Here is a 21,040-nt window from a genome sequence, read left to right on the forward strand (position 1 = left end):
ACACTGAAGTTCCCTGTCCCGCGCGGAGTGGCTGAAGCCGTTCGCGCGGGATTGGGAACTTAGCCATGTAAGACCAGTTCACTCCAGACTGAAGGATCGTGAAGTGACCACCAACTCCCTGACAACCTCCCAAGGCGCAGGACGCGCCGGGGACAAGGTTTTCTCCGGGGCCGCCATGGCCGCAGGGTGCCTGATTCTCGCGGTTCTCTTCGGAGTCGCCCTGTTCCTTGTGGTGCAGGCAATTCCTGCGCTCGTCGCGCCGCCTGCTGACATCCAGGGCGGCAACGGCTTCTTCGCCTACATCGGCCCGATCGTGGTGGGTACGCTCATCGCCGCCGTGATCGCGCTCGTCATCGCAACCCCCGTGGCAATCGGGGTAGCCCTGTTCATCTCGCACTACGCCCCGCGCCGGTTGGCTTCGGGGCTTGGCTACGTTGTGGACCTGCTGGCCGCCATCCCCTCCGTTGTCTACGGTGCCTGGGGCGCGGCATTCCTGGCCAAGGAAATCTCCCCCGCCTACGACTGGCTCGCCAACAACCTGGGCTGGATCCCGCTCTTCCAGGGACCGGCATCCGCCACAGGCAAGACCATTCTGACCGCGGGCATCGTCCTGTCCGTCATGGTCCTGCCCATCATCACCTCCCTGTCCCGCGAAATCTTCCTGCAGACCCCCAAGCTGCACGAGGAAGCAGCGCTCGCATTGGGAGCTACCCGCTGGGAAATGATCCGTATGGCCGTACTTCCCTTTGGTCGTCCGGGCATCGTGAGCGCCATCATGCTTGGCCTGGGCCGTGCCCTCGGCGAGACCATGGCGGTTGCACTGGTGCTGTCCTCTGGAGTCTTGACCGCGAGCCTTATCCAGTCCGGCAACCAGACCATCGCGGCCGAAATCGCGCTGAACTTCCCCGAAGCCAGCGGGCTCAAGGTCAATACGTTGATCGCCGCAGGCCTGGTGCTGTTCGTCATCACCCTTGGCGTGAACATGATTGCCCGCTGGATCATCACCAAGCACAAAGAATTCTCCGGAGCCAACTAAATGACCGCCACCGTAGTCCGCAAGCGCTCGGCGCTCACCAAGGGCCAACTGCCCAAGTTCGCTCCTTACATCGTCCTGGCCGTCGCCCTGATCGTGGGCGCAGCCATTCTGGCCCTTATCGGTTTCAATGCTTTCGGTTGGGGCCTGGTCTCCGCGATCCTGTTCACCATCGGCTTGGTCACCTGGAGCGGCGCCGTTGAAGGTGCCCGAAAGGCCAAGGACAAGCTGGCCACGTGCTTGATCGTCGGGGCCTTCCTGATTGCCCTCCTGCCGCTGATCTCCGTCATCTGGACCGTGCTGATCAACGGCATTCCCGGCCTGGTAACCCCCGGATTCCTTGGTACGTCCATGAACGGCGTCACCGGTGCCTTCGACAACAAGGCAGCGGAGGAAGGCGGCAAGGTTCTCGGCGGCATTTACCACGCGCTGTTGGGCACTCTCCAGATCACGCTCCTGGCCACAGTCATCTCTGTGCCAGTGGGTCTGCTCACCGCAATCTACTTGGTGGAATACGGCAACGACCGTCCCTTGGCCCGTGCCATCACGTTCTTCGTGGATGTCATGACCGGCATCCCCTCCATCGTGGCCGGCCTCTTCGCGGCAGCGTTCTTCTTCGCGGTTGTTGGCCCGGGCACCAAGACTGGTGCGGTAGCCGCCGTCGCGCTTTCCGTCCTGATGATTCCCGTAGTGGTCCGCTCCAGCGAGGAAATGCTCAAGATCGTCCCGAGCGAGCTCCGCGAAGCCTCCTACGCGCTCGGAGTGCGTAAATGGCGCACCATCACCAAAGTGGTCATCCCGACGGCGATCTCCGGCATCGCGTCCGGCGTCACCTTGGCGATCGCCCGGGTTATTGGCGAGACGGCTCCCATTCTGGTCACCGCAGGCTTCGCCACCACCATCAACAACAATGTGTTTGGCGGTTGGATGGCCTCGCTGCCCACGTTCATCTACACCCAGATCCTGAACCCGACGTCGCCGTCCAACCCCGGTCCCTCAGACCAGCGGGCATGGGGCGCCGCGTTGGTGCTGATCATCCTGGTGATGCTCCTGAACCTCGGAGCCCGCCTCATTGCCCGCCTGTTCGCTCCAAAAACAGGCCGGTAGGCTGCCGTAAAGGCGGCCCATCCAAAAACTTCCAGAAACCCCCAAGGAATAAGGAACCCCATGTCCAAGCGCATCGACGTCAAAGACTTGAATGTCTACTACGGCAGCTTCCTGGCTGTCGAGGACGTCAACATCAACATTGAAGCCAAGTCCGTCACGGCCTTCATTGGCCCGTCCGGCTGTGGCAAGTCCACCTTCCTCCGCACGCTGAACCGCATGCACGAGGTCCTTCCCGGCGCACGCGTTGAGGGCGAGGTCCTGCTGGATGGAGACAACCTGTACGACCCCGGCGTTGACCCCGTTACCGTTCGAACGCAGGTTGGCATGGTCTTCCAGCGCCCCAACCCGTTCCCCACGATGTCAATCCGGGACAACGTACTGGCTGGCGTGAAGCTGAACAACAAGAAGATCTCCAAGGGTGAAGCCGATGCCCTCGTGGAAAAGTCCTTGGTTGGTGCCAACCTCTGGAACGAGGTCAAGGACCGCCTGGACAAGCCCGGTTCCGGCCTTTCCGGCGGCCAGCAGCAGCGCCTCTGCATCGCACGCGCAATTGCGGTTGAACCCCAGGTGATCCTCATGGACGAGCCCTGCTCGGCCTTGGACCCCATCTCCACGCTGGCCGTCGAGGACCTCATCAATGAGCTCAAGGACCAGTACACCGTGGTGATCGTGACCCACAACATGCAGCAGGCCGCCCGTGTGTCGGACAAGACCGCGTTCTTCAACATCGCCGGCACCGGCAAGCCGGGCAAGCTCATCGAGTTCGCCGATACCACCAGCATCTTCAATAACCCGTCCCAGAAGGCCACGGAAGACTACGTCTCCGGCCGCTTCGGATAAGGGGTCTTGGAGGCTCCGGCTTTCTTGGGGGAGCCGGTCATGAACGACGGCGGCCGTCGCCTTGGGGGTACGGCCGCCGTCGCTTTTTTGTACCCAAGTAGGTCGCTGGGATTGAGCCCGCCCCGGGAAGGTGAGCCCCGGCGTCGGGCGTTAAGTTTTGGCCAGGGGCGAGAACGCCAACTCAAGGACGAAAGCCATGGCGGCCGTGACGAGCGGCGTGGCAACCCAGAACAGGAGAATCCTGCGCACAAGACGCCTGTTCGTGGTGGCGAAGCGTTGGTGGGTGCCCGCACCCAGCACGGACGCGGTCAGCGTGTGCGTTGTGGACAGCGGCAGCTGCAGGCCGATGGCGCCAATGAAGAGCATCACGGACGTCACCGTTTGCGCCACGAACCCTCGAAGAGGGTCCACGCGGATCAACTTGTGGCCCAAAGTGTGTGAGATCCTCCAGCCACCAAACATGGTGCCCGCTGTCAGCATGATCGCCGTCAGAAGGAGGATCCAGAGCGGCAACTCGCCCCCACTGGACAATCCCGCCGCCACCAGCGCCAGCAGGAGAACGGCCGCGGTGCGCTGCCCATCCTGGAGTCCATGGCCAAACGCCACAGCAGCAGCAGAGACAGCTTGCGCCCGGCGGAAACGCCTGTTGATGACATTCGGCTGGGTATAGCGTGCCGCCCATGTCACCGGCCATACGAGGAGATACGCCGCCACGAAAGCGATCAAAGGGGACAGAACCAAAGGCAAAGCGACTTGGGTCAGAAGGACGTTGTCCACGCCGTTGATGGAGTTCCCGCCCACCAGCCCGCTCGCAGCCCCCGCGCCTATCAGCCCGCCCACAAGTGAGTGGGTGGAAGACAAAGGGATGCCCCGCCACCACGCGTACACGCCCCAGATGATGGAGGCGGCGAGGGCAGACGTCAGCATCGAGAGCCCGCCAATGCCGTTGGGCAGGGAGATCCAGGACTGGGTAAATGCGAGCACGAAGCTGCCACTGAGCATAGCGCCGATGAAGTTGAAAACAGCTGCCAGAATTACTGCCACGGATGGCGTGAGGGCTCGTGTCCTCGTGGATAGCGCTACGGCATTCGAGACGTCACGGAAGCCGTTGAGGAACGCGAACCCTGAAGCCAAACCCACCACGAGGATCAGGAATGCAACGATCACGTCATGATTCCTTGACGATGATGCTGCCTACCTGCGTGGCGATCTTCCGCATATCCTTGGTGACTTCCACCAATTGGTTGGCGATGTCCCTGTGCCGCGCATACTGCGTGGATTTCATGTCTTTCAGCATCTCGGCCACCCATGTGCGGTGGGTTCGCTCGGCACGTTTCGCCAGCCTGAGGATTTCAATCCAGTAGTCCTCAAGTTCGTCAAGGTCCTCGAGTTTCCGCATGGCGTCAACTGTCAGCTCGGCTTGGCGGCTGATGATCTCCAGTTGGTCGGCCGCGCGCTTGGGCAGCCGCTCCAGTTTGTAGAGGGCAACCAACTCGCCTGCGGCGTCGAGCTTCTCCATGGCCTCGTTGAGGTGGCGGGACAGGGCGTACATGTCCTCGCGGGGGAGCGGGTTCACGAAGCTGGTGCGCATGTGCGTCAGGAGCGCAAAGTGCAGGTCCAGGGATTTCGACTCGTGTTCGTGAAGTTCCTCAGTCAGGCGTTCGTGCTGACTGGCCTGCGCACCAAGGATCTCGGACAGCGTTCCGGTGGCGGCCACAATGACGCCGGCCATCTGCGCGAGCAGTACGAGCCCGGCAGGTTCCTGGGGGAAAAGGCGCAGCTTCATTTCGCTTCCGGGCTGGGGACGGATGGGCTGCGGGTAGCTTGACTTGACGCTTCCCGCTTCGGCCCCAACTTTACCGGTACGACGACGGCCACCGCTAAGTCTGAGGGGTGTGGTCGCGGCTACATTCAGGGGTGGCTAGTCCGGATCTCGGTCCGGGCATAAAAATGGTGCCGAACCGGATACGCCTCTCGGCGGTAGGCCGCTCGAAGCGGCTATAAGTTGAAGCCCGGGGGTTTCGCGGTTCGGCACCAGTTTTAGTGTTCTACGTCGGTGGGGCTAAGTCAACATTGACAGGCCGGACAGGACGTGGGTAGATTCCGGGCTTTTGGGAGCTAATCCAGCTCTCCCAGGCGCCATGCGTTGGCAGCGTGTTCGAGGTCCTCGGCCGTCTTTACCAGCTGGTGTGAATTGCGTGTGAGCTTGCTGGCATGGCTTTCATTGCTGTGCTCCGCCCCGTCTGCCAGGGTCGCCTGGCCCAGCGCCACAACCCGGCAGAATGCAGCAGAACGTTCCAGCGCGACGTCGAAATCGCCATCGAACGCGCCGGACAAAATGGCGTCCGCCATGGTCTTCATTTCATCTGCTCCGGGAGGCTCTGCAGCCCCAGCAACCACGTTCGATACCTGGGCGGTGTCGCGGCCTGCCCTGAAGTACACGGAGATGCGCTCGGGATTCTGGATCGTGGCGGCGCGGAGGGCGTAGAGCCTCCACAGTGCGCCAGGAAGGGATCGGGCGGGGCTCTCGGCCCACATCTCGGCGATGGCTTCGAGGCCCTGCTCGTCGGCCAGCTTTACCAGGCGACGCGTGACCTTGGGGTCGTCGCTGTCGCGGCCACGTTTTACGAGCGCCTGCGCCGCCAGATGGGCAGCCTCGGAGACGCGGGCGGGATCGGCCCCACCGGCGAACGGTTCGAAATCGATGGGCGCGAAGGGCTTGGGCTTGTGGTGCCTGTTCGCTCCGCCGTACGCACGTGGTCCTGGCTGTTCGCTCATGAGTTCACCGTACTCCTGTGCCCTGATGGGGTCGAGTAACGGTTTCTTGGGGTGTTCGCGTGCTGGGCGCGTGCCTTCCCCACCTACTTTGCCGCCGCGAGTGGGCCGACACGCCGCTGCCGCCGCGCGCCGTCGTCGGCTGTTCGGCCAAAAGAGGTGACGACGCCGCGTGGCCGGGCGGGTTCCTCGACAGCCTTGACGTTGAGGTACAGTATTCATGGCTGTTTGAACAGCTGGAGGGGCCTTTAGCTCAGTTGGTAGAGCATCGGACTTTTAATCCGTGGGTCGTGGGTTCGATCCCCACAGGGCCCACCCTTTCTGCAGGCCGGAGACGTTGAGTCTCCGGCCTGTTTTTGTTTCCCGTGGTGGCTCGCGCTGCCCGGACCCCTGCCAACGGACAAATCACCGCCGCGCGCAGGGGTGAATTGTCCTTTGAGCGGTGTTCCCCGGAAAAACTTCTTGACTCGCACACCCCGCTCCCACCAACATAGTTTCTATAACGTTGTAAATTGACGCATCCACAAAGCAAACAGACAAGGACGCCCCTTGGGAACTCAAGAGACCCCCACCGCCAAAATCACCATCGATCCCGCATTTGTCGTCGGTCCAGTCAGGCGGAAGACGTTCGGCGCCTTCGTCGAGCACCTGGGCCGATGCGTCTACACGGGCATCTTCGAACCCGAACACCCCAACGCCGACGAGGACGGGTTCCGCACCGACGTCCTGGAACTCACCAAGGAGTTGGGCGTCTCCACGGTCCGCTATCCCGGCGGTAACTTCGTCTCCGGCTACCGCTGGGAGGACGGAGTTGGCCCACTGGATCAGCGTCCAACGAGGCTTGACCTTGCCTGGCACTCGAGCGACCCAAACCTGGTGGGCGTGGACGAGTTTGCGAAGTGGTCCGAGAAGGCAGGCGTTGAGCCCATGATGGCGGTCAACCTGGGCACCCGTGGGACGCAGGAAGCACTGGACATCCTGGAATACTGCAACATCAAAGGCGGCACCGCGCTATCCGAACAGCGCAAGGCGAATGGTGCCGTCGAGCCCCACAACATCACTATGTGGTGCCTGGGGAATGAGATGGACGGCCCCTGGCAGATCGGCCACAAGACGGCTGGCGAGTATGCGCGCCTCGCGGCCGAAACTGCCAGGGCAATGCGCATGGTCAACCCGGACCTGGAGTTGGTGGCCTGCGGAAGCTCGAGCCCCAATATGTCCACATTCGGGGAGTGGGAGCGCGTTGTCCTCAACGAGACCTACGAGCTGGTGGACCTGATCTCCGCGCACCAGTACTTCGAGGACTTCGGGGACCTTCAGCAGCACCTGTCTGCCGGGCACCGGATGGAGGCCTTCATACGGGACCTCGTTTCACACATCGATCATGTGAAGTCTGCGACCAAATCGGAAAAGCAGATCAACATTTCCTTCGATGAATGGAATGTGTGGCACGGTTCCCGCGTCGAGTCCAAGGCTCCCACGGGCGACGACTGGCCTGTTGCGCCGGTTCTGCTCGAGGATCGCTACACGGTGGCGGACGCCGTGGTGGTGGGTGACCTGCTCATCACGCTGCTTCGCAACACGGACCGTGTCCACTCGGCCAGCCTCGCGCAGCTGGTCAACGTCATTGCACCGATCATGACGGAGCCGGGTGGCCGCTCCTGGAAGCAGACCACGTTCCACCCGTTCGCGCTCACGTCCCAGCATGCCTCGGGTACTGTGCTGAACCTTGCCGTCGAGTCGCCGAAGCTGGACAGCGAAAAGACGGCCGGCTTCAGCTCGCTGTCAGCCGTGGCTACCTACGACGCCGAAGCCAAGGAGGTTGTGGTTTTCGCCGTGAACCGTTCGGCGACGGACGCACTCACGCTCGACGCCGCCGTCGGGGGTTTGGGGGCCGCCAGCGTCATCGAGGCCGTCACTTACACGAACAAGGATCCGTACTGGAAGGCGACAGCGGATGATTCGACGTCCGTCCTGCCTTCAGAGAACGTCAGTGTAACGCTCGACGGCGGCCGGCTCACCGCCGCGCTTCCGGCCGTGAGCTGGAGCATGATCCGGTTGTCGCTGGAATCCTAGGCGATTGCCTGCGAGCCGTCCTGGAAGATCGGATACAACGAAATCGGTGTGACCGTCGCTTCTGACGGAGCGCCCTGGGCCGGCTCCGGCGCCTGCGTTACGGGCGTCGGAGCCGGTTGCTCGGCAGCGACGATTTCCATGGATTCCATGTCCAGAAGTCGTCGGCTCCCGGTTTCTGCATCCTGGAGCCAGAACAGATCGGTACCTGCGACTGTCTTGAGCACCGTGCCCCGGTGGTAAAGGCGGCCGTTGTGCCACGCCTCTATGTATTCGCCCGGGCTGAGAGCGTGTGGCTCCTCCTTACTGCTCGGCAAGGTGCCAAAGGCCTGAGCCAAGCTTGCCTGCGTCTTCAACGCCTGGAAAAGATCCCTGTTTGCAGTGCTCATGTTTGCTCCCCCTCAGCCAGTTTGCTGTCGTTTTGGGCCGATCGGCCTCGTAACTACAGCCTTCCGCATTCATGTTGCCGGGGCGTTGCAGATGGATGAGCGCTGTGTGACGGCTAGGAGGGGTCCGCTTCGTCGCCTGGGATATCGGGTCCTGAACCAAGCCCAGAACCAGGCTCGGCGTCGGCGGAACCCCGCTCGGCGTCACCAGAACCAGGTTCGGAACCGTTCGAATCCGAGGAGGGAAGCTCGTCAGCATATGGTGCGTGGGGACCGGCTTGGCTGTTCAGGAGCTCGTTCGCTGCCATGGCAAGGAGATCCCTTTCCAGTTCCGGAACGGACAGCATTCCCTGCAAGTACGCTTCCACTTCATACTCACCCACGGACCCGCCGATGCTGAAGTACTGCAGCCACAGAGTGCCCGTGTTGATCCGCGCCGCGGAGAGGGCTTCCAGGAGCCTTCGGCGTTGCTCGGGTTCTTTACGTTCGAAGCCCATATCCCGCGGCCTTAGTTGTGGTCTGCCGGGATCCCGGCTACAAGCTCGGCGCTGACTTCCTGCAAGGTCCTGCTCTTGTCGCGGGCGTCCCCTATCAATTGCTGCAGGGCCCGTGCGTGAGTGATCTTGTGGCGTTCCATCAATATCCCGCAAGCCCGGTTGACCAGATCGCGGCTGTGCAGCGCGGCTTGCAGGCCCTCACTGATGCGTTTGGGTGTCTCGGTGCTCTGAATGTGGGAAAGAAGAGTGGCAGCCGGGGAAGCGAAGAGTTCCATCAGCGTGGTTGTGCCTCCGTCATAGACAAAGGGCTGGGAAGCATAGACCTTCATTGCGCCAATGCTGTGCCCATTCGCGATCAAGGGTGCGCTGACCACCGATTTGATGGGCAGGGAGTCGACGGCTGTCCGCCATTCCGGCCACCTCGGGTCTGTGCTCAGGTCTTCGATCAGCACAAGTTCTTCCGAAGCCCACGCCGTCAGGCAGGGCCCTTGGCCCAGCTCATATTGCAGGAAGTCTGCCTGCTCCACGATGCTGTCCGTGAAACCGGTGCTGGTCCTCCGTGCCTGCGAATCGAGGATGGAGACCCCTGCACCAAGGGTGCCGGGTACGGATTCCTTGATGGCCTGGGAGAGGCTTTGAACGGCTTGGTCAACCTTTTCTTCGGTCAAAAGGAGGCCCAAAATCCGGCCGATGGCGCCCGAGAGTTCGTCCAGAGGAAGCTGCTTCTTGGTCATGATCTTCTTCCCGGCCGTTCAGGTCGGCTGGCCGACTGAAACAATCTTTGAAATCGCTGGACTCCCGTGTTCTCAATCCAGCCTAATGGGTTTTGGACGAGAAAAACCGCATCTAGACAGGTTGCTTGCTATTCCTCAAAAGCTGCGGAGATCTTTCGGTCGCCAGCAACGTGGGCGATGATCCCCTGCGCCACTACGCGGAGCTTGATGTTGCGGTGGCTGGACGCGCTGACGAGGATTTGGAAGGCCGCGTCCCTGCTGCAGCGGTTCTGCGCCATGATGATTCCGACGGTGGTGTCGATCGTCGTGCGGGATTCCAGAGCCGCGGTGAGGTTCTCGCGGGCGTCCCGCAGCTGGGCTATCTTCAACGCCAGATGGAGGGCTTTGGCGCCAGTGGCCGTCACTCGCTCGGCCGACAAAATGTCCTCGTGGGAAAAACCGTGAGTGCGCGTGGAGTAGAGATTCACTACAGCCTCCGCGGTGCTGTTCAATTCCATGGGAAAGGCCAGGATGGAACCCACATTGGTGGCCGCAGCAGCCTGCATGTACTCGGGCCAGCGATCTTCGTCGTGGACGTCCGGGACATGGGTGATGGTGCGTGTGCGAAGGGCCGAAAGGCAAGGGCCATCGCCGAAGCTGTTCTGGATGTCGTCCAGCTTCCGGGCAAGGGTATCGCTATCGGCCACGGCCACCGGCTTCTTCTGCCGGATGACGGTGACTCCGCAGGCAATCGTGTTTCCATTCCTCGTCAGCTTCTTCGCGATCAGTGAGGCGAGGTCCTGAAGGAATTCACGGATATCGGCATTCTCCACCAAGAGGTCCTGCAGATGTTCAACGAAGTCCGTCAGGTCCACGTGATCTTCAACGGGGCCGGCGAAAGGAAGAGGGCTGTTGATGTACCGTGATGGCTGGGTTTCAGTCATTGTCTTTCCTTACTATTCCTCGGCCTTGCTGCCCTCCCGGTTCCGTCCAACCGTCTGAGGTGAGTTCCCTGAATGCAGTATCCACGAGTTCCATCTGCCTGGGGCAAGAACCAGAAGCCCATTCAGGTAGGCGTCCAGCACCAACTCATCGGCGTCCCCTCCAATCCCGAAATAGTAGGTCCAAAGACTGTTCAGGCTTACGTTTCCGGTTCGGAATCTGTCGGTGGCTTGCTTGCGCTGGTCAAGTTTTCCATGGCGTTCCGGTGTCCCCCAAGGTTCGGCATTCATAGAGCCTACCTACCCTCCTTATCTTCGTGGACTGCCCGCTTCAGAATGTCTTCTGCAATTTCATGGAGCCGCTTATCACTGTTGCGGGACGCCAATTGTATGAGCCTGATGGCGGAATCCCGGCTGCAACGGTTCTGCACCATGATCAGGGAAATAGCCGCATCAACTATCGCCCGCGACTCCAAGGCGGAACGCAAGTGCACAGGGTATGGATCCGGGGTGTGCAGGCGCAGTGCCAGCCGCAGAATCCTCGATAAGGATTCTGCGTGCTTCTCTATGGATGCCACGGTCTCTGGATCGAAGGTACCTGCTTGGGTGGAATAGCAGTTCAGCGCTGCCCGGGAGTCGTCGTCTGTTGTGATCGGTACCGCCAGCATGGTGGTGATACCTTCCTGCGAAACAGCGTCAGCGTAATGGTGCCAGCGGACGTCGGCCTGAAGGTCCTGAACCAAAACGGTATGCTGCTGGCGCAGTGCGGTAAGGCATGGACCGTCGTCGAACTCGTACTGCTTTTCATCCAGGCGTTTGGCTGCCTCCGTGCTGCTCGCCACCGTGGACGGGCCTCCGTCCCGCTCGACGGTAATGGCACAGAGCATGGGGACATCCCCGCCTAACAAGGAAGCCGAGATGGTGGTCAAACCCAGAAGGAATTCCGTAAAGCCGGGACTCTCCAATAGCAGGTCCTGCAACTGTTCCGCTGAGGGTACTGCATCGTTCTGGGCCATTCGGCCTCATTCCAGGCAATGCCAGAGCGATTGACTCCGGCTGGCGGCAGTGCGCTCGAGTTCGCGCACAGCCCGGATAGTTAACTCCGGACCTTTTTGCCACACCCGAAATCTTCTACTACCGACACTACGCCTGCGCCATGCCGCGCAACAGTGGCAGTGCCTTTACGTGGTGGAATGGGCTCAGAACCTACATCAGATGAAGGACTCCCATGCCTAGCGCAGTTACCCTCATTCGCTCGCACCAGCTCAGTTCTGCCGCCCAGTATGCATATGCGGCATCTGTACCAGCCAATACGCGATTGATCTTCCTGGCGGGATCCTGTCCCCTCAACGAGGACGGTTCCACGGCCGGAATTGGTGATTACAGGGTTCAAGCCGAAAAGGCGATCGAGAATATGCGCTTGGCGTTGGAAGCTGCTGGTGCAGAGATAGAGGACGTGGTCTCCACCCGCGTCCTTGTTGCTTCGTCACAGCAAGCGGACCTTGTCACCGCCTGGGAAGTGGTTCGCGAAGCATTCGGGAACCACGATGTGCCCAGCACCCTGATGGGTGTCACCGTGCTCGGTTATGACAATCAACTAGTGGAGGTCGAGGCGATCGCGGCCGTCCCAGAATGACACCTGCTGGCAGCTGATCTGCAACGATGTACCCAGCAATCCCGGCGAACGGATCCGGGGCAGAGGGATTGAAGGAGCACATTGATGGCCGTCACCATGAACGACGTCGCGCGGGCCGCCGGGGTCTCCTTGAAGACGGTTTCCAACGTCATCAACAACTACGAGTTCATCCGGCCCGCAACCAAGCAGCGCGTCCTGGATGCGATCGAAGAACTCGGATACGAAACCAACCTGACCGCGCGCAGCCTCCGTTCCGGCAAGACCAGCATGCTTGGACTGGTGCTGAGCGACCTCTCCGTTCCGTACTATGCCGAGCTCGCCTCGGACATCATGAAGGCGGCGTGGGCCCGCGGCTACCGGGTCCTTGTTGAGCAGTCCGGCAACGAAGCCGACCACGAAAAATCTGCGCTTCAAGGCCAGTTCCGCAGCCTCACGGACGGACTCCTCTTCATCCCGCTGGCAATGGATGCCGAGCAAATCATCCAGGCCGCCGGCAAGAAACCGCTGGTCCTCCTGGGCGAATTCGTGCAGGACCCGCGACTGGACATGGTCCTCATCCAAAACCACGAAGCAGCGGCAGCCGTCACGGCGCACCTGCTGGCGGGAGGCCGCCGTCGTATAGCCGTTTTGGGCGCGCACGACGGCGACACAACCGGCAGTAACGGCCTGCGCCTTAACGGCTACAAAGCTGCGCTCGCTGCCGCCGGTGTGGAGTATGACCCGGCGCTCGTGATCGAATGTGAGTGGCGGCGGGACGCCGGTGCCGACACGATCGCCCGGCTGCTGGACAGCGGGGTTGGGTTCGACGCCGTGTTCGGTTTGAATGACGCCGTTGCCTTGGGGGCGCTGCACGAACTTCTGGTCCGAGGCAAACGGGTCCCGGATGAAATAGCGGTAGCCGGCTTCGATGACATTGACGAAGCCAGGTTCGCGTCGCCGTCGTTGACCACGGTGGAGCCTGGCCGTACGGAAATTGCGGAGCGCGCCGTCGAACTCCTCATCAACAGGATCGAAGGCAAGGGTTCCGCGGACAAGGTGGAGCAGCCGGAAGCGGCGTTCTCGCTGCGCGTCAGGCAGTCCGCGCCGTAGGACGTTACTGTTCTAAGAATGAACCACGCAGTCCCGGACGGAATTCTCACGCCAGCCATCATGATCGACGTCGATGTCCTCGACCGAAATATCCAACGCATGGCTTCAAGCATGCTCAGCCGGGGACTGAGGCTCCGCCCGCACGTGAAGACACACAAGACCCTGGAGATCGCCGCCAAGCAGCTCGCCGCCGGAGCAGTTGGGCTCACGGTGGCGACGATCGGGGAAGCCGAGGTCTTCGCGGCCGGGGGCGCCACGGATATTTTCATCGCCTACCCGCTGTGGGTAGAGGCGCATCATGCGGAGCGGCTGCGGAAGCTTGCCAGGACGTGCAGCATCGCCGTGGGCACTGATTCAGCCGAAAGCGCGACGGCGATGGGCCGCCAGTTGGGCGCCGACGCCAGAAGTATTGATGTCCTGATCGAAGTGGACAGCGGGCATCATCGCAGCGGAGTCCTGCCGGGAGAAGTGGTGGATGTTGCGCGCGCGGCCGCAGCAAGCGGCCTGAACATTGCGGGCGTCTTCACATTCCCCGGACACAGTTACAAGCCCGGAATGCCAAGGGACGCAGCGGGTAACGAGAACGAGGCCCTTGGCCGTGCTTCCGCCGCACTGGAGCACGCGGGCTTTGAGGTCCGCACCATCAGCGGCGGCTCCACTCCGACCGCACTGCTCGACGCCGAAACGCTGGCCACCGAGCTGCGCCCCGGCGTCTATGTTTTCGGTGATGCCCAACAGCTTGAACTCGAACGGTGCACGTGGAACGACATTGCCCTGACGGTTGCTGCCACGGTGGTCAGCCGGCACGAGTCCGACCGCGGGAATGTCCGGCGGGTGGTGGTGGACGCGGGCAGCAAGATTCTGGGCAGTGACCGCCCCGACTGGGCCACCGGATATGGGCGCCTGCCCGAATACCGGGAGGCCCGGATCACGGCGCTCTCCGAACACCACGCCACCGTCGTTTGGCCGGACTCTGAGGAACTGCCGGCCCTGGGGACGCGGCTCAGGTTGATCCCGAACCACGTTTGCCTGGCCATGAACCTCGTGGACGAGGTCACTGTGGTTCGTGAGGGGGCAGTGGTGGACACGTGGAAGGTTGCCGCCCGCGGCCGGAACAACTAGTGCTTCATCGGGCTTAAGTACTGTGACGGCGGGTAGAAACTCACCCGCCGCCACAGCAACTGCCGTTCCCTTAGCTGATGGGAGTAGGCGGTTGTTCGCCCTTGAGCACGGCGAGCGTGTTGTCCGCTGCGAGTACTGCCATGGCCGTGCGTGTTTCCACCGTGGCGGAGCCGAGGTGCGGCACGAGCGTCACGTTTTCCAGGTCCAGCAACCACGGATGCACCTTGGGCTCCTGTTCGAAGACATCCAGGCCTGCGCCCGCAATCTGTCCTTCGCGAAGGGCCAAGGCGAGTGCGGCTTCGTCGATGATGGGTCCGCGTGCGGTGTTGACGAGGTAGGCGGACTTCTTCATCGTTGCGAGTTGCTCAGCGCCGATCAGGTGATGCGTTGCCGGCCCGTACGGGCAGTGCAGCGAGACGACGTCGGAAGTGGTCAGCAGTTCATCAAGTTCCACCCGCCGTGCACCGAGTTCCGCAGCGATCACCGGGTCGATTTCGCTCCGGGACTGGTAGACGATTTCCATTCCGAAGGCCTTGGCCCGGCGTGCTGTGGCTTGGCCGATGCCGCCCATTCCGACGACACCCAGGGTCTTGCCCTGCAGGCTGCTGCCGAGCAGGAAGAACATTCCCCACTTCCAAGCCTGGCCGGACCGGATGAGCCGTTCGCCTTCGCCGAGCCGGCGCGTGGCCATAAGGATCAGGCCGAACGCGATGTCGGCTGTGGCCTCAGTGAGCACCCCCGGGGTGTTGGTGGCGATGATCCCGCGTTCGGTGCAGGCGGGGACGTCGATGTTGTCATAGCCAACGGCGACGTTCGCGACCACTTTGAGCTGCGGGCCCGCGGCGTCGAGCAGTTCGGCGTCAATGCGTTCGGTCAGCAGGCTCACTATGGCATCGGCTCCTGCAACCCGCCGCAGGAGTTCCTGGCGGCTGATGGAGTCCGATCCCTCCCAAGCATCAACCTCGTGTTCGGCGCGGAGTTTCTGGAGTGCGGGTTCCGGCACGCGTCCGGTGACGACTACGCGGCTCATGCCGTCTCGATCCATTCACGCAGGCGGCCCAGGCCATCGCGGATGTCCGGCACTTCGATGCCCGAGTACGCGAGCCGGATGTACTGCCGCTCCTCGCCGGGCAGACGCCGGCCGAAGTGCTCACGCGTGCAGAACGAGACGCCAGTCTTATAGAGGGCGTCGGAAGCGAAGTCACCCACTGCTGTGTAACCCAGCCTCTGCATGGCTTCGGTGACGTCGGGAAACAGGTAGAACGTGGACTGCGGAACTGCCACGCTCATTCCCGGGATGGCATTGACGATCCCGCAGGCGGTATCCCGGCGTTCCTTCAGGATGTCCAGCATCTGCTGTACCGGTTCCTGGGGGCCGCGGAGGGCTTCGATGCCGGCCCACTGCACGTAGTGAGTGGTGCACGATTCATCGTTGGTGTTCAGGGTGCTGAGCACTTTTGCGATTTCGAGCGGGGCGACGGCACACCCGAGCCGCGATCCGGTCATAGCGAACTTCTTGCTGAACGTGTACAGGATGACGGTGCGCTCTGCCATGCCGGGAAGTGACGCGATCGAGCTCGAGACCCCTTCGTAGCGCGTCTCGAAATAGGCCTCATCGGAAAGCACCCAGAGGTCGTGCTCCTGCGCGATCTGTGCGATGGCCTCGCGTTCGGACGCCGTCGATTCGGCAGAGATGGGGTTCTGCAGATCGTTGTAGATGATCGCGGCCGTGTTCGGGGTGATGGATGCCCGGACCTGGTCGAGGTCGATCGCGAATCCGTCACGTGTAGGCACATAGCGGTAGGGCACAGCGGTGCCGCCCAGATATTCGATCTGGGATTCGTAAATCGGGAACCCGGGGTTGGGGTAGAGCACCTCCTGGCCGGGGTTCATCACCGCTTGCAGGAACTTGGTGATGACGGGCTTGCCGCCGGTCATCACCACCACGTTGTCGGGGGAGAATTCCATCCCGCGCCGTGCGCCGAGGTCTTCGGCGAGGGCTTCCCGGAGCTGGGGGATGCCGGGGCCGGGGCAGTAGCCCGTGTATCCATCGGTGATTGCCTTGTTCATCGCTTCAACGATGTGAGGGGCCGTTGGGATATTGATGTCGCCAAGGTGGAAGGGATACACCAGGTTCCCTTTGGCCTTCCAAGCGGCAGCGGCCTGCGCCACGCTGAACGCAGTTTCGGTGCCCAGGCGTTCAAGCCGGTGTGCGAGTTTCTGCATGTGCTGTTTAACTCCTCATCGAGCTGATCACGGGTTTTCACGTGAAGTACTCAACTAGTATATTAGTGATGTATTAGACTGTCTATGGATAGGCGGTCATTAAAACAGCGCCCGCAGCGTCTCCCCACAGACCCGTTGATCTGCCACACTCAACCCCATGCAGTCGTTGTTCGACGGACTCCTTAACGCCAGTCCACTGGTGGTGATGTGCATCGTGTTCGCGTTGGTCTTCGCCGAGGATGCCTTGTTTATCGGCTTCGTAATCCCCGGCGAAACAGCTGCCGTGGTAGGGGGAGTCTTCGCCAGCCGTGGTGATCTTCCCTTGTGGGGCATGATCCTGGTTGTCATCTCCGCAGCCATCCTCGGTGACACAGTCGGCTACGAGATCGGCAAGCACTTGGGTCCACGGGTCATGGCCCTGAAAATCCTGGACAAGAGAAGGGCTCAGTTGCAGAAAGCCGAAGATTTCCTTGCCCGCCGTGGCGGCCTCGCCGTGTTCCTCGGCCGCTTCACAGCCTTTTTCCGCGCAGTCATGCCCGCGCTCGCAGGGCTCAGCCGAATGCCATACCGCCGCTTCGCCATCTGGAACTTCACAGGCGGCATCTTTTGGGGCGGCCTGTTCGTGACCTTGGGATTCATCGCCGGGAACTCGTACGAAGAACTGGCCCGCACAGTGGGGCGCGGTGCCGCTTTGGTGGTGGCCGCCGTCGTGGTTGTCATCCTGGTCGTATGGCAGATCCGAAAGCATCGAGCGGCGGCCAAACCCACAGCCGACTGAGACCCTCTGGAAACGTGGCTGAAACTTCCAGTCCTTACGCTGATCACAAACTGTCCGTACGTGTGCACCCAAGTAGCTGCTTTGAGGAGAATCGATGCATCTTTTGCCCCGTGAGCAGGAAAAACTCATGATCGTGGTGGCTGCCGATCTAGCCAGGCGAAGGCAGGCGCGCGGATTAAAGCTGAACTATCCGGAAGCCATCGCAATCATCAGCTACGAGCTCATCGAGGGCGCCCGGGACGGCAAATCCGTTGCGGAGCTCATGAGCTACGGAACCACATTGCTGCGCCGCGAAGACGTGATGGAAGGCGTGCCGGAGATGATCCACGACGTCCAAATTGAGGCCACGTTCCCCGATGGCACCAAGCTCGTCACTGTCCACGACCCCATTCGATAGGAGCCCCCATGATCCCCGGTGAATACAGGCTCCGCCCCGAGCCCATCGCCTGCAACAGCGGCCGTGAGGCGATCGCCGTCGAGGTTGTCAATCGAGGTGACCGGCCAGTCCAGATTGGCTCGCACTACCACTTTGCGGAAGCCAACCGTGCCCTGGAGTTTGACCGTGAAGCGGCTTATGGCCGGCGTCTGGACATCCCCGCCGGTACCGCAGCCCGCTTTGAACCCGGGGACAAGAAGACCGTCCACCTGGTGGAGTTGGCAGGTTCCCGCGAGGTATTCGGCTTGAGTAACGCTGTCAATGGAAAGCTCGACGGCGGTGCGCGCCTTGGCGGGACCGCTCGCGCAGCGGTGGCTATGACAGGCGTGGCTCTGGAAGGAGATGCCAAATGAGCTTCGAGCTTCCCCGCCGGCAATACGCCGAGCTGTACGGCCCGACGACAGGTGACGCCATCCGCTTGGCAGACACCGAGCTCTTCCTCGAAATTGAAAACGACTACACCGTCTACGGCGAAGAAGTGGTGTTCGGGGGCGGCAAGGTCATCCGCGATGGGATGGGCCAAAACGGCCAGGCGACGCGCTCGGAGGATATCCCTGACACGGTCATCACCAACGTCATCGTCTTGGACTACTCGGGAATCTACAAGGCCGATGTGGCCCTCAAGGACGGCCACATTTTCAAGATCGGCAAAGCCGGCAACCCGCAGATCATGGACGGGGTGGACATCGTGATCGGTGCCAGCACGGAGATCATCGCCGGCGAACGGAAGATCCTCACAGCCGGTGGCATCGACACCCATATCCACTTCATTTCCCCCGAACAAGTTCCCACTGCACTCTGCAGCGGCGTCACCACGATGGTGGGCGGCGGCACAGGACCGGCGGAAGGAACCAAAGCCACCACCATCACGCCCGGGTCCTGGCATATCTCGCGGATGCTCCAGGCCGCGGAAGGCCTCCCCATCAATATCGGCCTGTTCGGCAAGGGCCACGCGTCGGCCGTCGAGCCCCTCGCAGAGCAGATCCGCGCGGGTGCCGTCGGGCTCAAAGTCCATGAGGACTGGGGCTCCACCACGTCCTCCATCGACATGTCCCTGCGCGTGGCCGACGAATACGACGTCCAAGTGGCGATTCACACGGACACCCTCAACGAGTGCGGTTTCGTGGAAGACACCATCAACGCGATCGACGGCCGGGTGATTCACACCTTCCACACGGAAGGCGCAGGTGGCGGTCACGCCCCGGACATCATCAAGATTGCCGGGCTGCCCAATGTACTGCCCGCGTCCACCAACCCCACATTGCCGTACACCAAGAACACCATTGAAGAGCACCTGGACATGCTCATGGTCTGCCACCACCTCAACCCGGACATCCCCGAAGACGTGGCTTTCGCAGACTCCCGCATCCGTGCCGAAACCATCGCAGCCGAGGATGTCCTGCACGATCTGGGCGTCTTCGCCATCACGTCCTCGGACTCGCAGGCAATGGGCCGCGTAGGCGAGGTCATCATCCGGACCTGGCAGGTGGCGGATGCCATGAAACGGCAACGCGGGGTTCTACAGGATCCTTCCGGTGCTGTGCACGGTTCTGCCGGATCGGACAACTTCCGGCTCAAACGCTACATAGCCAAATACACGATCAATCCCGCCATTGCACAGGGCATGGCCGACGTCATCGGCTCCGTGGAAGAAGGGAAATTCGCGGACCTGGTGCTGTGGGACCCCGCGTTCTTCGGAGTTAAGCCCGAGCTCGTCATCAAAGGCGGACAAATCGCCTACGCACTCATGGGCGACTCCAACGCCTCCATTCCCACACCGCAGCCTCGCACCATGCGGCCCATGTTCGCCACCTATGGGCGAGCACTCCAACAGACGTCCATCACGTTCCTCTCCAAAGCAGCGATCGACGCCGGAGTGCCGGCCGAACTGGGACTCGAACGCATCATCCGGCCCGTCACCGGCATCAGGAACCTGCGCAAAGCCGACCTGAAATTCAACGGCGAAACCCCGGACATCGTCGTCGACCCCGAAACCTACAAGGTGACAGTGGACGGCGTCGAAGCCACCTGCGAACCCTCCGACGTGCTGCCCATGGCGCAGCGCTACCACCTCTTCTAAACACCATCCCGGAGACCAAATGATTATCGAAAAAATCCTCGGCAACCTCCACGAACAGCCCGCCGCCTACACTGACCACCACAAAGAAAAAGTCGTCCTCCCCAGCGCCCTGCTCGTCAAACGCATCCAACGCGTCACCACAGACCACGGCAAAGAACTCGGCATCCGACTCCCCACCGGATCCGGCGACCTACGCGACGGCGACATCCTCGCCGCCGACGACACCAACCTCATCGTCATCTCCGTGCTGCCCACCGACGTCCTCGTGATTGCTGCGCGCAGCATCCACGAAATGGGTGTCGTGGCACACTCGCTCGGCAACCGGCATCTGCAGGCGCAATTCTTCGACTCGGTGTCTGAGTACGGCGGCGAGGTCATGGTTTGTCAGTATGACCACACTGTCGAGGATTATCTGAAGCATGTGGGTGTGCCTTATGTGCGGCAGGAGCGGGTCATGCCGGTGCCTTTTCGCCATGCTGAGCATTCGCACTAAAACTGTGCTTCGCGTCGGGGTGGGTGCGCGCGCTTGCGCTCCGCTGGGAAGGGGGCCGTGCCCGCTTCGCGATGCCCGCCACGCCGCGGCCCCCTTCCCAGCTCCGCTCAAGCGCGCAGTCCGCGCCCCTGGCGGTGCGCTTTGAGTGCGGGATATCAGCTGGCTCTTCAGCAATTGACCGACTCTGCGTTGCCTACGGGGGCGTTTGCTCATTCTTTGGGGTTTGAGAGCTACATACATCGTGAGCTGGTTTGTGATGAGGTCACTTTCGGCAATTGGCTGCGTGTGTTTGTGGGGCAGCAGTTGACTTATTCGGATGGGTTGGCTTTGCGGTTTTTGTATGAGGGGGTGGATGTTGGTTTGTTGGATGGCGTGTTGTCTGGGCAGTTGTTGGCTCGGGAGGTTCGGGAGGCTTCCTTGAAGATGGGTGGGCGGCTTTTGGAGATTGGTGGTGAGGTGTTTCCTTCGGCGGAGTTGGAGGCGTATCGGGCGTTGGTTCGGCGGGGGGAGTGTGGGGGGCATCAACCGTTGGCTTTTGGGGTGATTGCGCAGTCTTTGGGGGTTCCTTTTAAGGAGGCGCTTGCAGCGTATTTGTTTGCCACCGTTACTTCCCTGACGCAGAACGCGGTGCGCGCCATACCGCTCGGGCAGAACGCCGGGCAGCGGATACTCCGGCACGCGCACGACGCCGTTGCTACCGCCGTCAAGGTTGTAGCACAACTGTGCTGGGACGACTTTGGGGCCGTGAGCCCCGGACTTGAAATTTCACAAATGCGGCACGAGCGGCAACGCGCCCGCATGTTCATGAGCTAACC

24 protein-coding genes and 1 tRNA gene are annotated in these 21,040 nt (G+C 61.7%); 14 read left to right on the forward strand and 11 right to left on the reverse strand.

The features are described from left to right. Positions 1-103 precede the first annotated feature (103 nt). The 3 genes from pstC to pstB are packed head-to-tail and all read left to right on the forward strand — an operon-like array spanning position 104 to position 2,980. A complete protein-coding gene (gene pstC / locus AB4Z15_RS04405; RefSeq protein WP_442016246.1) occupies positions 104-1,036 on the forward strand; it encodes a phosphate ABC transporter permease subunit PstC in 933 nt (310 codons plus the stop codon). Beyond that, positions 1,037-2,140: a phosphate ABC transporter permease PstA gene (gene pstA, locus AB4Z15_RS04410; RefSeq protein ID WP_442016247.1), complete on the forward strand. Its 1,104-nt coding sequence runs from the start codon at positions 1,037-1,039 to the stop codon at positions 2,138-2,140. It abuts the gene before it with no gap. Between the two features lie 60 nt (positions 2,141-2,200). Further along, positions 2,201-2,980, forward strand: coding sequence for a phosphate ABC transporter ATP-binding protein PstB (gene pstB, locus AB4Z15_RS04415; RefSeq protein ID WP_442016248.1), 780 nt, complete (start codon positions 2,201-2,203; stop codon positions 2,978-2,980). A gap of 150 nt (positions 2,981-3,130) precedes the next feature. Here pstB and AB4Z15_RS04420 read toward each other — a convergent pair whose 3' ends face one another. The 3 genes from AB4Z15_RS04420 to AB4Z15_RS04430 all read right to left on the reverse strand — a co-directional run bounded on the left by AB4Z15_RS04420 (position 3,131) and on the right by AB4Z15_RS04430 (position 5,758). Then, positions 3,131-4,147, reverse strand: coding sequence for an anion permease (locus tag AB4Z15_RS04420; protein WP_442016249.1), 1,017 nt, complete (start codon positions 4,145-4,147; stop codon positions 3,131-3,133). Between the two features lies 1 nt (position 4,148). Further along, complete coding sequence (locus AB4Z15_RS04425) at positions 4,149-4,766, reverse strand: DUF47 domain-containing protein (RefSeq protein ID WP_442006601.1); 618 nt, start codon at positions 4,764-4,766, stop codon at positions 4,149-4,151. 332 nt (positions 4,767-5,098) lie between these two features. After that, positions 5,099-5,758 carry a hypothetical protein gene (locus AB4Z15_RS04430; protein WP_431117486.1) on the reverse strand — a complete coding sequence of 220 codons (660 nt, stop codon included), beginning with the start codon at positions 5,756-5,758 and terminating at the stop codon, positions 5,099-5,101. Between the two features lie 239 nt (positions 5,759-5,997). On the opposite strand from AB4Z15_RS04430, the gene AB4Z15_RS04435 reads away from it, so the two are divergent. Together AB4Z15_RS04435 and arfA are read left to right on the forward strand one after the other, a co-directional pair. After that, positions 5,998-6,070, forward strand: a tRNA-Lys gene (locus tag AB4Z15_RS04435). Positions 6,071-6,304: 234 nt separating this feature from the next. Beyond that, positions 6,305-7,831, forward strand: coding sequence for an arabinosylfuranosidase ArfA (gene arfA, locus AB4Z15_RS04440; protein WP_442016250.1), 1,527 nt, complete (start codon positions 6,305-6,307; stop codon positions 7,829-7,831). Here the strand turns inward: arfA and AB4Z15_RS04445 are convergent. From AB4Z15_RS04445 to AB4Z15_RS04470, 6 genes are all read right to left on the reverse strand, one after another. Further along, positions 7,828-8,217 carry a hypothetical protein gene (locus AB4Z15_RS04445; RefSeq protein WP_442016251.1) on the reverse strand — a complete coding sequence of 130 codons (390 nt, stop codon included), beginning with the start codon at positions 8,215-8,217 and terminating at the stop codon, positions 7,828-7,830. The genes arfA and AB4Z15_RS04445 overlap by 4 nt on opposite strands. Positions 8,218-8,330: 113 nt before the next feature. Next, the gene (locus AB4Z15_RS04450; protein ID WP_442016252.1) at positions 8,331-8,711 is read right to left on the reverse strand and encodes a hypothetical protein; all 381 of its coding nucleotides are present in this window, start codon (positions 8,709-8,711) and stop codon (positions 8,331-8,333) included. Positions 8,712-8,722: 11 nt separating this feature from the next. Beyond that, positions 8,723-9,445: a GAF domain-containing protein gene (locus AB4Z15_RS04455; RefSeq protein WP_442016253.1), complete on the reverse strand. Its 723-nt coding sequence runs from the start codon at positions 9,443-9,445 to the stop codon at positions 8,723-8,725. Positions 9,446-9,573: 128 nt separating this feature from the next. Further along, the gene (locus AB4Z15_RS04460; protein ID WP_442016254.1) at positions 9,574-10,368 is read right to left on the reverse strand and encodes an ANTAR domain-containing protein; all 795 of its coding nucleotides are present in this window, start codon (positions 10,366-10,368) and stop codon (positions 9,574-9,576) included. Between the two features lie 12 nt (positions 10,369-10,380). Beyond that, a complete protein-coding gene (locus tag AB4Z15_RS04465) occupies positions 10,381-10,656 on the reverse strand; it encodes a hypothetical protein (protein WP_442016255.1) in 276 nt (91 codons plus the stop codon). 5 nt (positions 10,657-10,661) lie between these two features. After that, positions 10,662-11,381, reverse strand: a complete 720-nt coding sequence (locus tag AB4Z15_RS04470) for a GAF and ANTAR domain-containing protein (RefSeq protein WP_442016256.1) — start codon at positions 11,379-11,381, stop codon at positions 10,662-10,664. A gap of 212 nt (positions 11,382-11,593) precedes the next feature. Between AB4Z15_RS04470 and AB4Z15_RS04475 the strand changes: the two genes are divergently transcribed. The 3 genes from AB4Z15_RS04475 to AB4Z15_RS04485 all read left to right on the forward strand — a co-directional run bounded on the left by AB4Z15_RS04475 (position 11,594) and on the right by AB4Z15_RS04485 (position 14,212). After that, positions 11,594-12,001 (forward strand): RidA family protein, encoded by a 408-nt coding sequence (locus AB4Z15_RS04475; protein WP_442016257.1) that lies wholly within the window; start codon positions 11,594-11,596, stop codon positions 11,999-12,001. Between the two features lie 84 nt (positions 12,002-12,085). Next, the gene (locus AB4Z15_RS04480) at positions 12,086-13,090 is read left to right on the forward strand and encodes a LacI family DNA-binding transcriptional regulator (protein WP_442016258.1); all 1,005 of its coding nucleotides are present in this window, start codon (positions 12,086-12,088) and stop codon (positions 13,088-13,090) included. An 18-nt stretch (positions 13,091-13,108) separates the two neighbouring features. Further along, the gene (locus AB4Z15_RS04485; RefSeq protein WP_442016259.1) at positions 13,109-14,212 is read left to right on the forward strand and encodes a D-TA family PLP-dependent enzyme; all 1,104 of its coding nucleotides are present in this window, start codon (positions 13,109-13,111) and stop codon (positions 14,210-14,212) included. Positions 14,213-14,282: 70 nt separating this feature from the next. On the opposite strand, the gene AB4Z15_RS04490 is transcribed toward AB4Z15_RS04485, so the two are convergent. Further along, the gene (locus AB4Z15_RS04490) at positions 14,283-15,242 is read right to left on the reverse strand and encodes a 2-hydroxyacid dehydrogenase (protein WP_442016260.1); all 960 of its coding nucleotides are present in this window, start codon (positions 15,240-15,242) and stop codon (positions 14,283-14,285) included. Next, complete coding sequence (locus AB4Z15_RS04495) at positions 15,239-16,438, reverse strand: pyridoxal phosphate-dependent aminotransferase (RefSeq protein ID WP_442016261.1); 1,200 nt, start codon at positions 16,436-16,438, stop codon at positions 15,239-15,241. Before AB4Z15_RS04495 ends, AB4Z15_RS04490 begins: the two co-directional genes overlap by 4 nt. Before the next feature lie 157 nt (positions 16,439-16,595). Between AB4Z15_RS04495 and AB4Z15_RS04500 the strand changes: the two genes are divergently transcribed. The 6 genes from AB4Z15_RS04500 to AB4Z15_RS04525 all read left to right on the forward strand — a co-directional run bounded on the left by AB4Z15_RS04500 (position 16,596) and on the right by AB4Z15_RS04525 (position 21,038). Then, on the forward strand, positions 16,596-17,216 hold the full coding sequence (locus AB4Z15_RS04500) for a DedA family protein (protein ID WP_442016262.1): 621 nt from the start codon (positions 16,596-16,598) through the stop codon (positions 17,214-17,216). 94 nt (positions 17,217-17,310) lie between these two features. After that, positions 17,311-17,613 (forward strand): urease subunit gamma, encoded by a 303-nt coding sequence (locus AB4Z15_RS04505; protein WP_431117499.1) that lies wholly within the window; start codon positions 17,311-17,313, stop codon positions 17,611-17,613. A gap of 8 nt (positions 17,614-17,621) precedes the next feature. Then, positions 17,622-18,005 (forward strand): urease subunit beta, encoded by a 384-nt coding sequence (locus tag AB4Z15_RS04510; RefSeq protein WP_442016263.1) that lies wholly within the window; start codon positions 17,622-17,624, stop codon positions 18,003-18,005. Beyond that, a complete protein-coding gene (ureC, locus tag AB4Z15_RS04515) occupies positions 18,002-19,732 on the forward strand; it encodes an urease subunit alpha (RefSeq protein ID WP_442016264.1) in 1,731 nt (576 codons plus the stop codon). Before AB4Z15_RS04510 ends, ureC begins: the two co-directional genes overlap by 4 nt. A 19-nt stretch (positions 19,733-19,751) precedes the next feature. Beyond that, on the forward strand, positions 19,752-20,225 hold the full coding sequence (gene ureE / locus AB4Z15_RS04520) for an urease accessory protein UreE (protein WP_442016265.1): 474 nt from the start codon (positions 19,752-19,754) through the stop codon (positions 20,223-20,225). Positions 20,226-20,366: 141 nt separating this feature from the next. After that, complete coding sequence (locus tag AB4Z15_RS04525; RefSeq protein ID WP_442016266.1) at positions 20,367-21,038, forward strand: urease accessory protein UreF; 672 nt, start codon at positions 20,367-20,369, stop codon at positions 21,036-21,038. Positions 21,039-21,040 lie beyond the last annotated feature (2 nt).

Source organism: Paenarthrobacter sp. 2TAF44 (assembly GCF_052114885.1).
GTDB lineage: Bacteria > Actinomycetota > Actinomycetes > Actinomycetales > Micrococcaceae > Arthrobacter.

Excerpts from the sequence above, each read along its gene's own strand:
- AB4Z15_RS04430 (WP_431117486.1), bottom strand. The coding sequence starts at position 5,758 with ATGAGCGAACAGCCAGGACCACGTGCGTACGGCGGAGCGAACAGGCAC.
- AB4Z15_RS04450 (WP_442016252.1), bottom strand. The coding sequence starts at position 8,711 with ATGGGCTTCGAACGTAAAGAACCCGAGCAACGCCGAAGGCTCCTGGAA.
- AB4Z15_RS04490 (WP_442016260.1), bottom strand. The coding sequence starts at position 15,242 with ATGAGCCGCGTAGTCGTCACCGGACGCGTGCCGGAACCCGCACTCCAG.
- AB4Z15_RS04455 (WP_442016253.1), bottom strand. The coding sequence starts at position 9,445 with ATGACCAAGAAGCAGCTTCCTCTGGACGAACTCTCGGGCGCCATCGGC.
- AB4Z15_RS04480 (WP_442016258.1), top strand. The coding sequence starts at position 12,086 with ATGGCCGTCACCATGAACGACGTCGCGCGGGCCGCCGGGGTCTCCTTG.
- AB4Z15_RS04485 (WP_442016259.1), top strand. The coding sequence starts at position 13,109 with ATGAACCACGCAGTCCCGGACGGAATTCTCACGCCAGCCATCATGATC.
- AB4Z15_RS04505 (WP_431117499.1), top strand. The coding sequence starts at position 17,311 with ATGCATCTTTTGCCCCGTGAGCAGGAAAAACTCATGATCGTGGTGGCT.
- AB4Z15_RS04475 (WP_442016257.1), top strand. The coding sequence starts at position 11,594 with ATGCCTAGCGCAGTTACCCTCATTCGCTCGCACCAGCTCAGTTCTGCC.
- ureC (WP_442016264.1), top strand. The coding sequence starts at position 18,002 with ATGAGCTTCGAGCTTCCCCGCCGGCAATACGCCGAGCTGTACGGCCCG.
- AB4Z15_RS04460 (WP_442016254.1), bottom strand. The coding sequence starts at position 10,368 with ATGACTGAAACCCAGCCATCACGGTACATCAACAGCCCTCTTCCTTTC.
- ureE (WP_442016265.1), top strand. The coding sequence starts at position 19,752 with ATGATTATCGAAAAAATCCTCGGCAACCTCCACGAACAGCCCGCCGCC.
- AB4Z15_RS04465 (WP_442016255.1), bottom strand. The coding sequence starts at position 10,656 with ATGAATGCCGAACCTTGGGGGACACCGGAACGCCATGGAAAACTTGAC.
- pstA (WP_442016247.1), top strand. The coding sequence starts at position 1,037 with ATGACCGCCACCGTAGTCCGCAAGCGCTCGGCGCTCACCAAGGGCCAA.
- AB4Z15_RS04510 (WP_442016263.1), top strand. The coding sequence starts at position 17,622 with ATGATCCCCGGTGAATACAGGCTCCGCCCCGAGCCCATCGCCTGCAAC.
- AB4Z15_RS04425 (WP_442006601.1), bottom strand. The coding sequence starts at position 4,766 with ATGAAGCTGCGCCTTTTCCCCCAGGAACCTGCCGGGCTCGTACTGCTC.
- AB4Z15_RS04500 (WP_442016262.1), top strand. The coding sequence starts at position 16,596 with ATGCAGTCGTTGTTCGACGGACTCCTTAACGCCAGTCCACTGGTGGTG.
- pstB (WP_442016248.1), top strand. The coding sequence starts at position 2,201 with ATGTCCAAGCGCATCGACGTCAAAGACTTGAATGTCTACTACGGCAGC.
- AB4Z15_RS04445 (WP_442016251.1), bottom strand. The coding sequence starts at position 8,217 with ATGAGCACTGCAAACAGGGATCTTTTCCAGGCGTTGAAGACGCAGGCA.
- AB4Z15_RS04470 (WP_442016256.1), bottom strand. The coding sequence starts at position 11,381 with ATGGCCCAGAACGATGCAGTACCCTCAGCGGAACAGTTGCAGGACCTG.
- AB4Z15_RS04495 (WP_442016261.1), bottom strand. The coding sequence starts at position 16,438 with ATGCAGAAACTCGCACACCGGCTTGAACGCCTGGGCACCGAAACTGCG.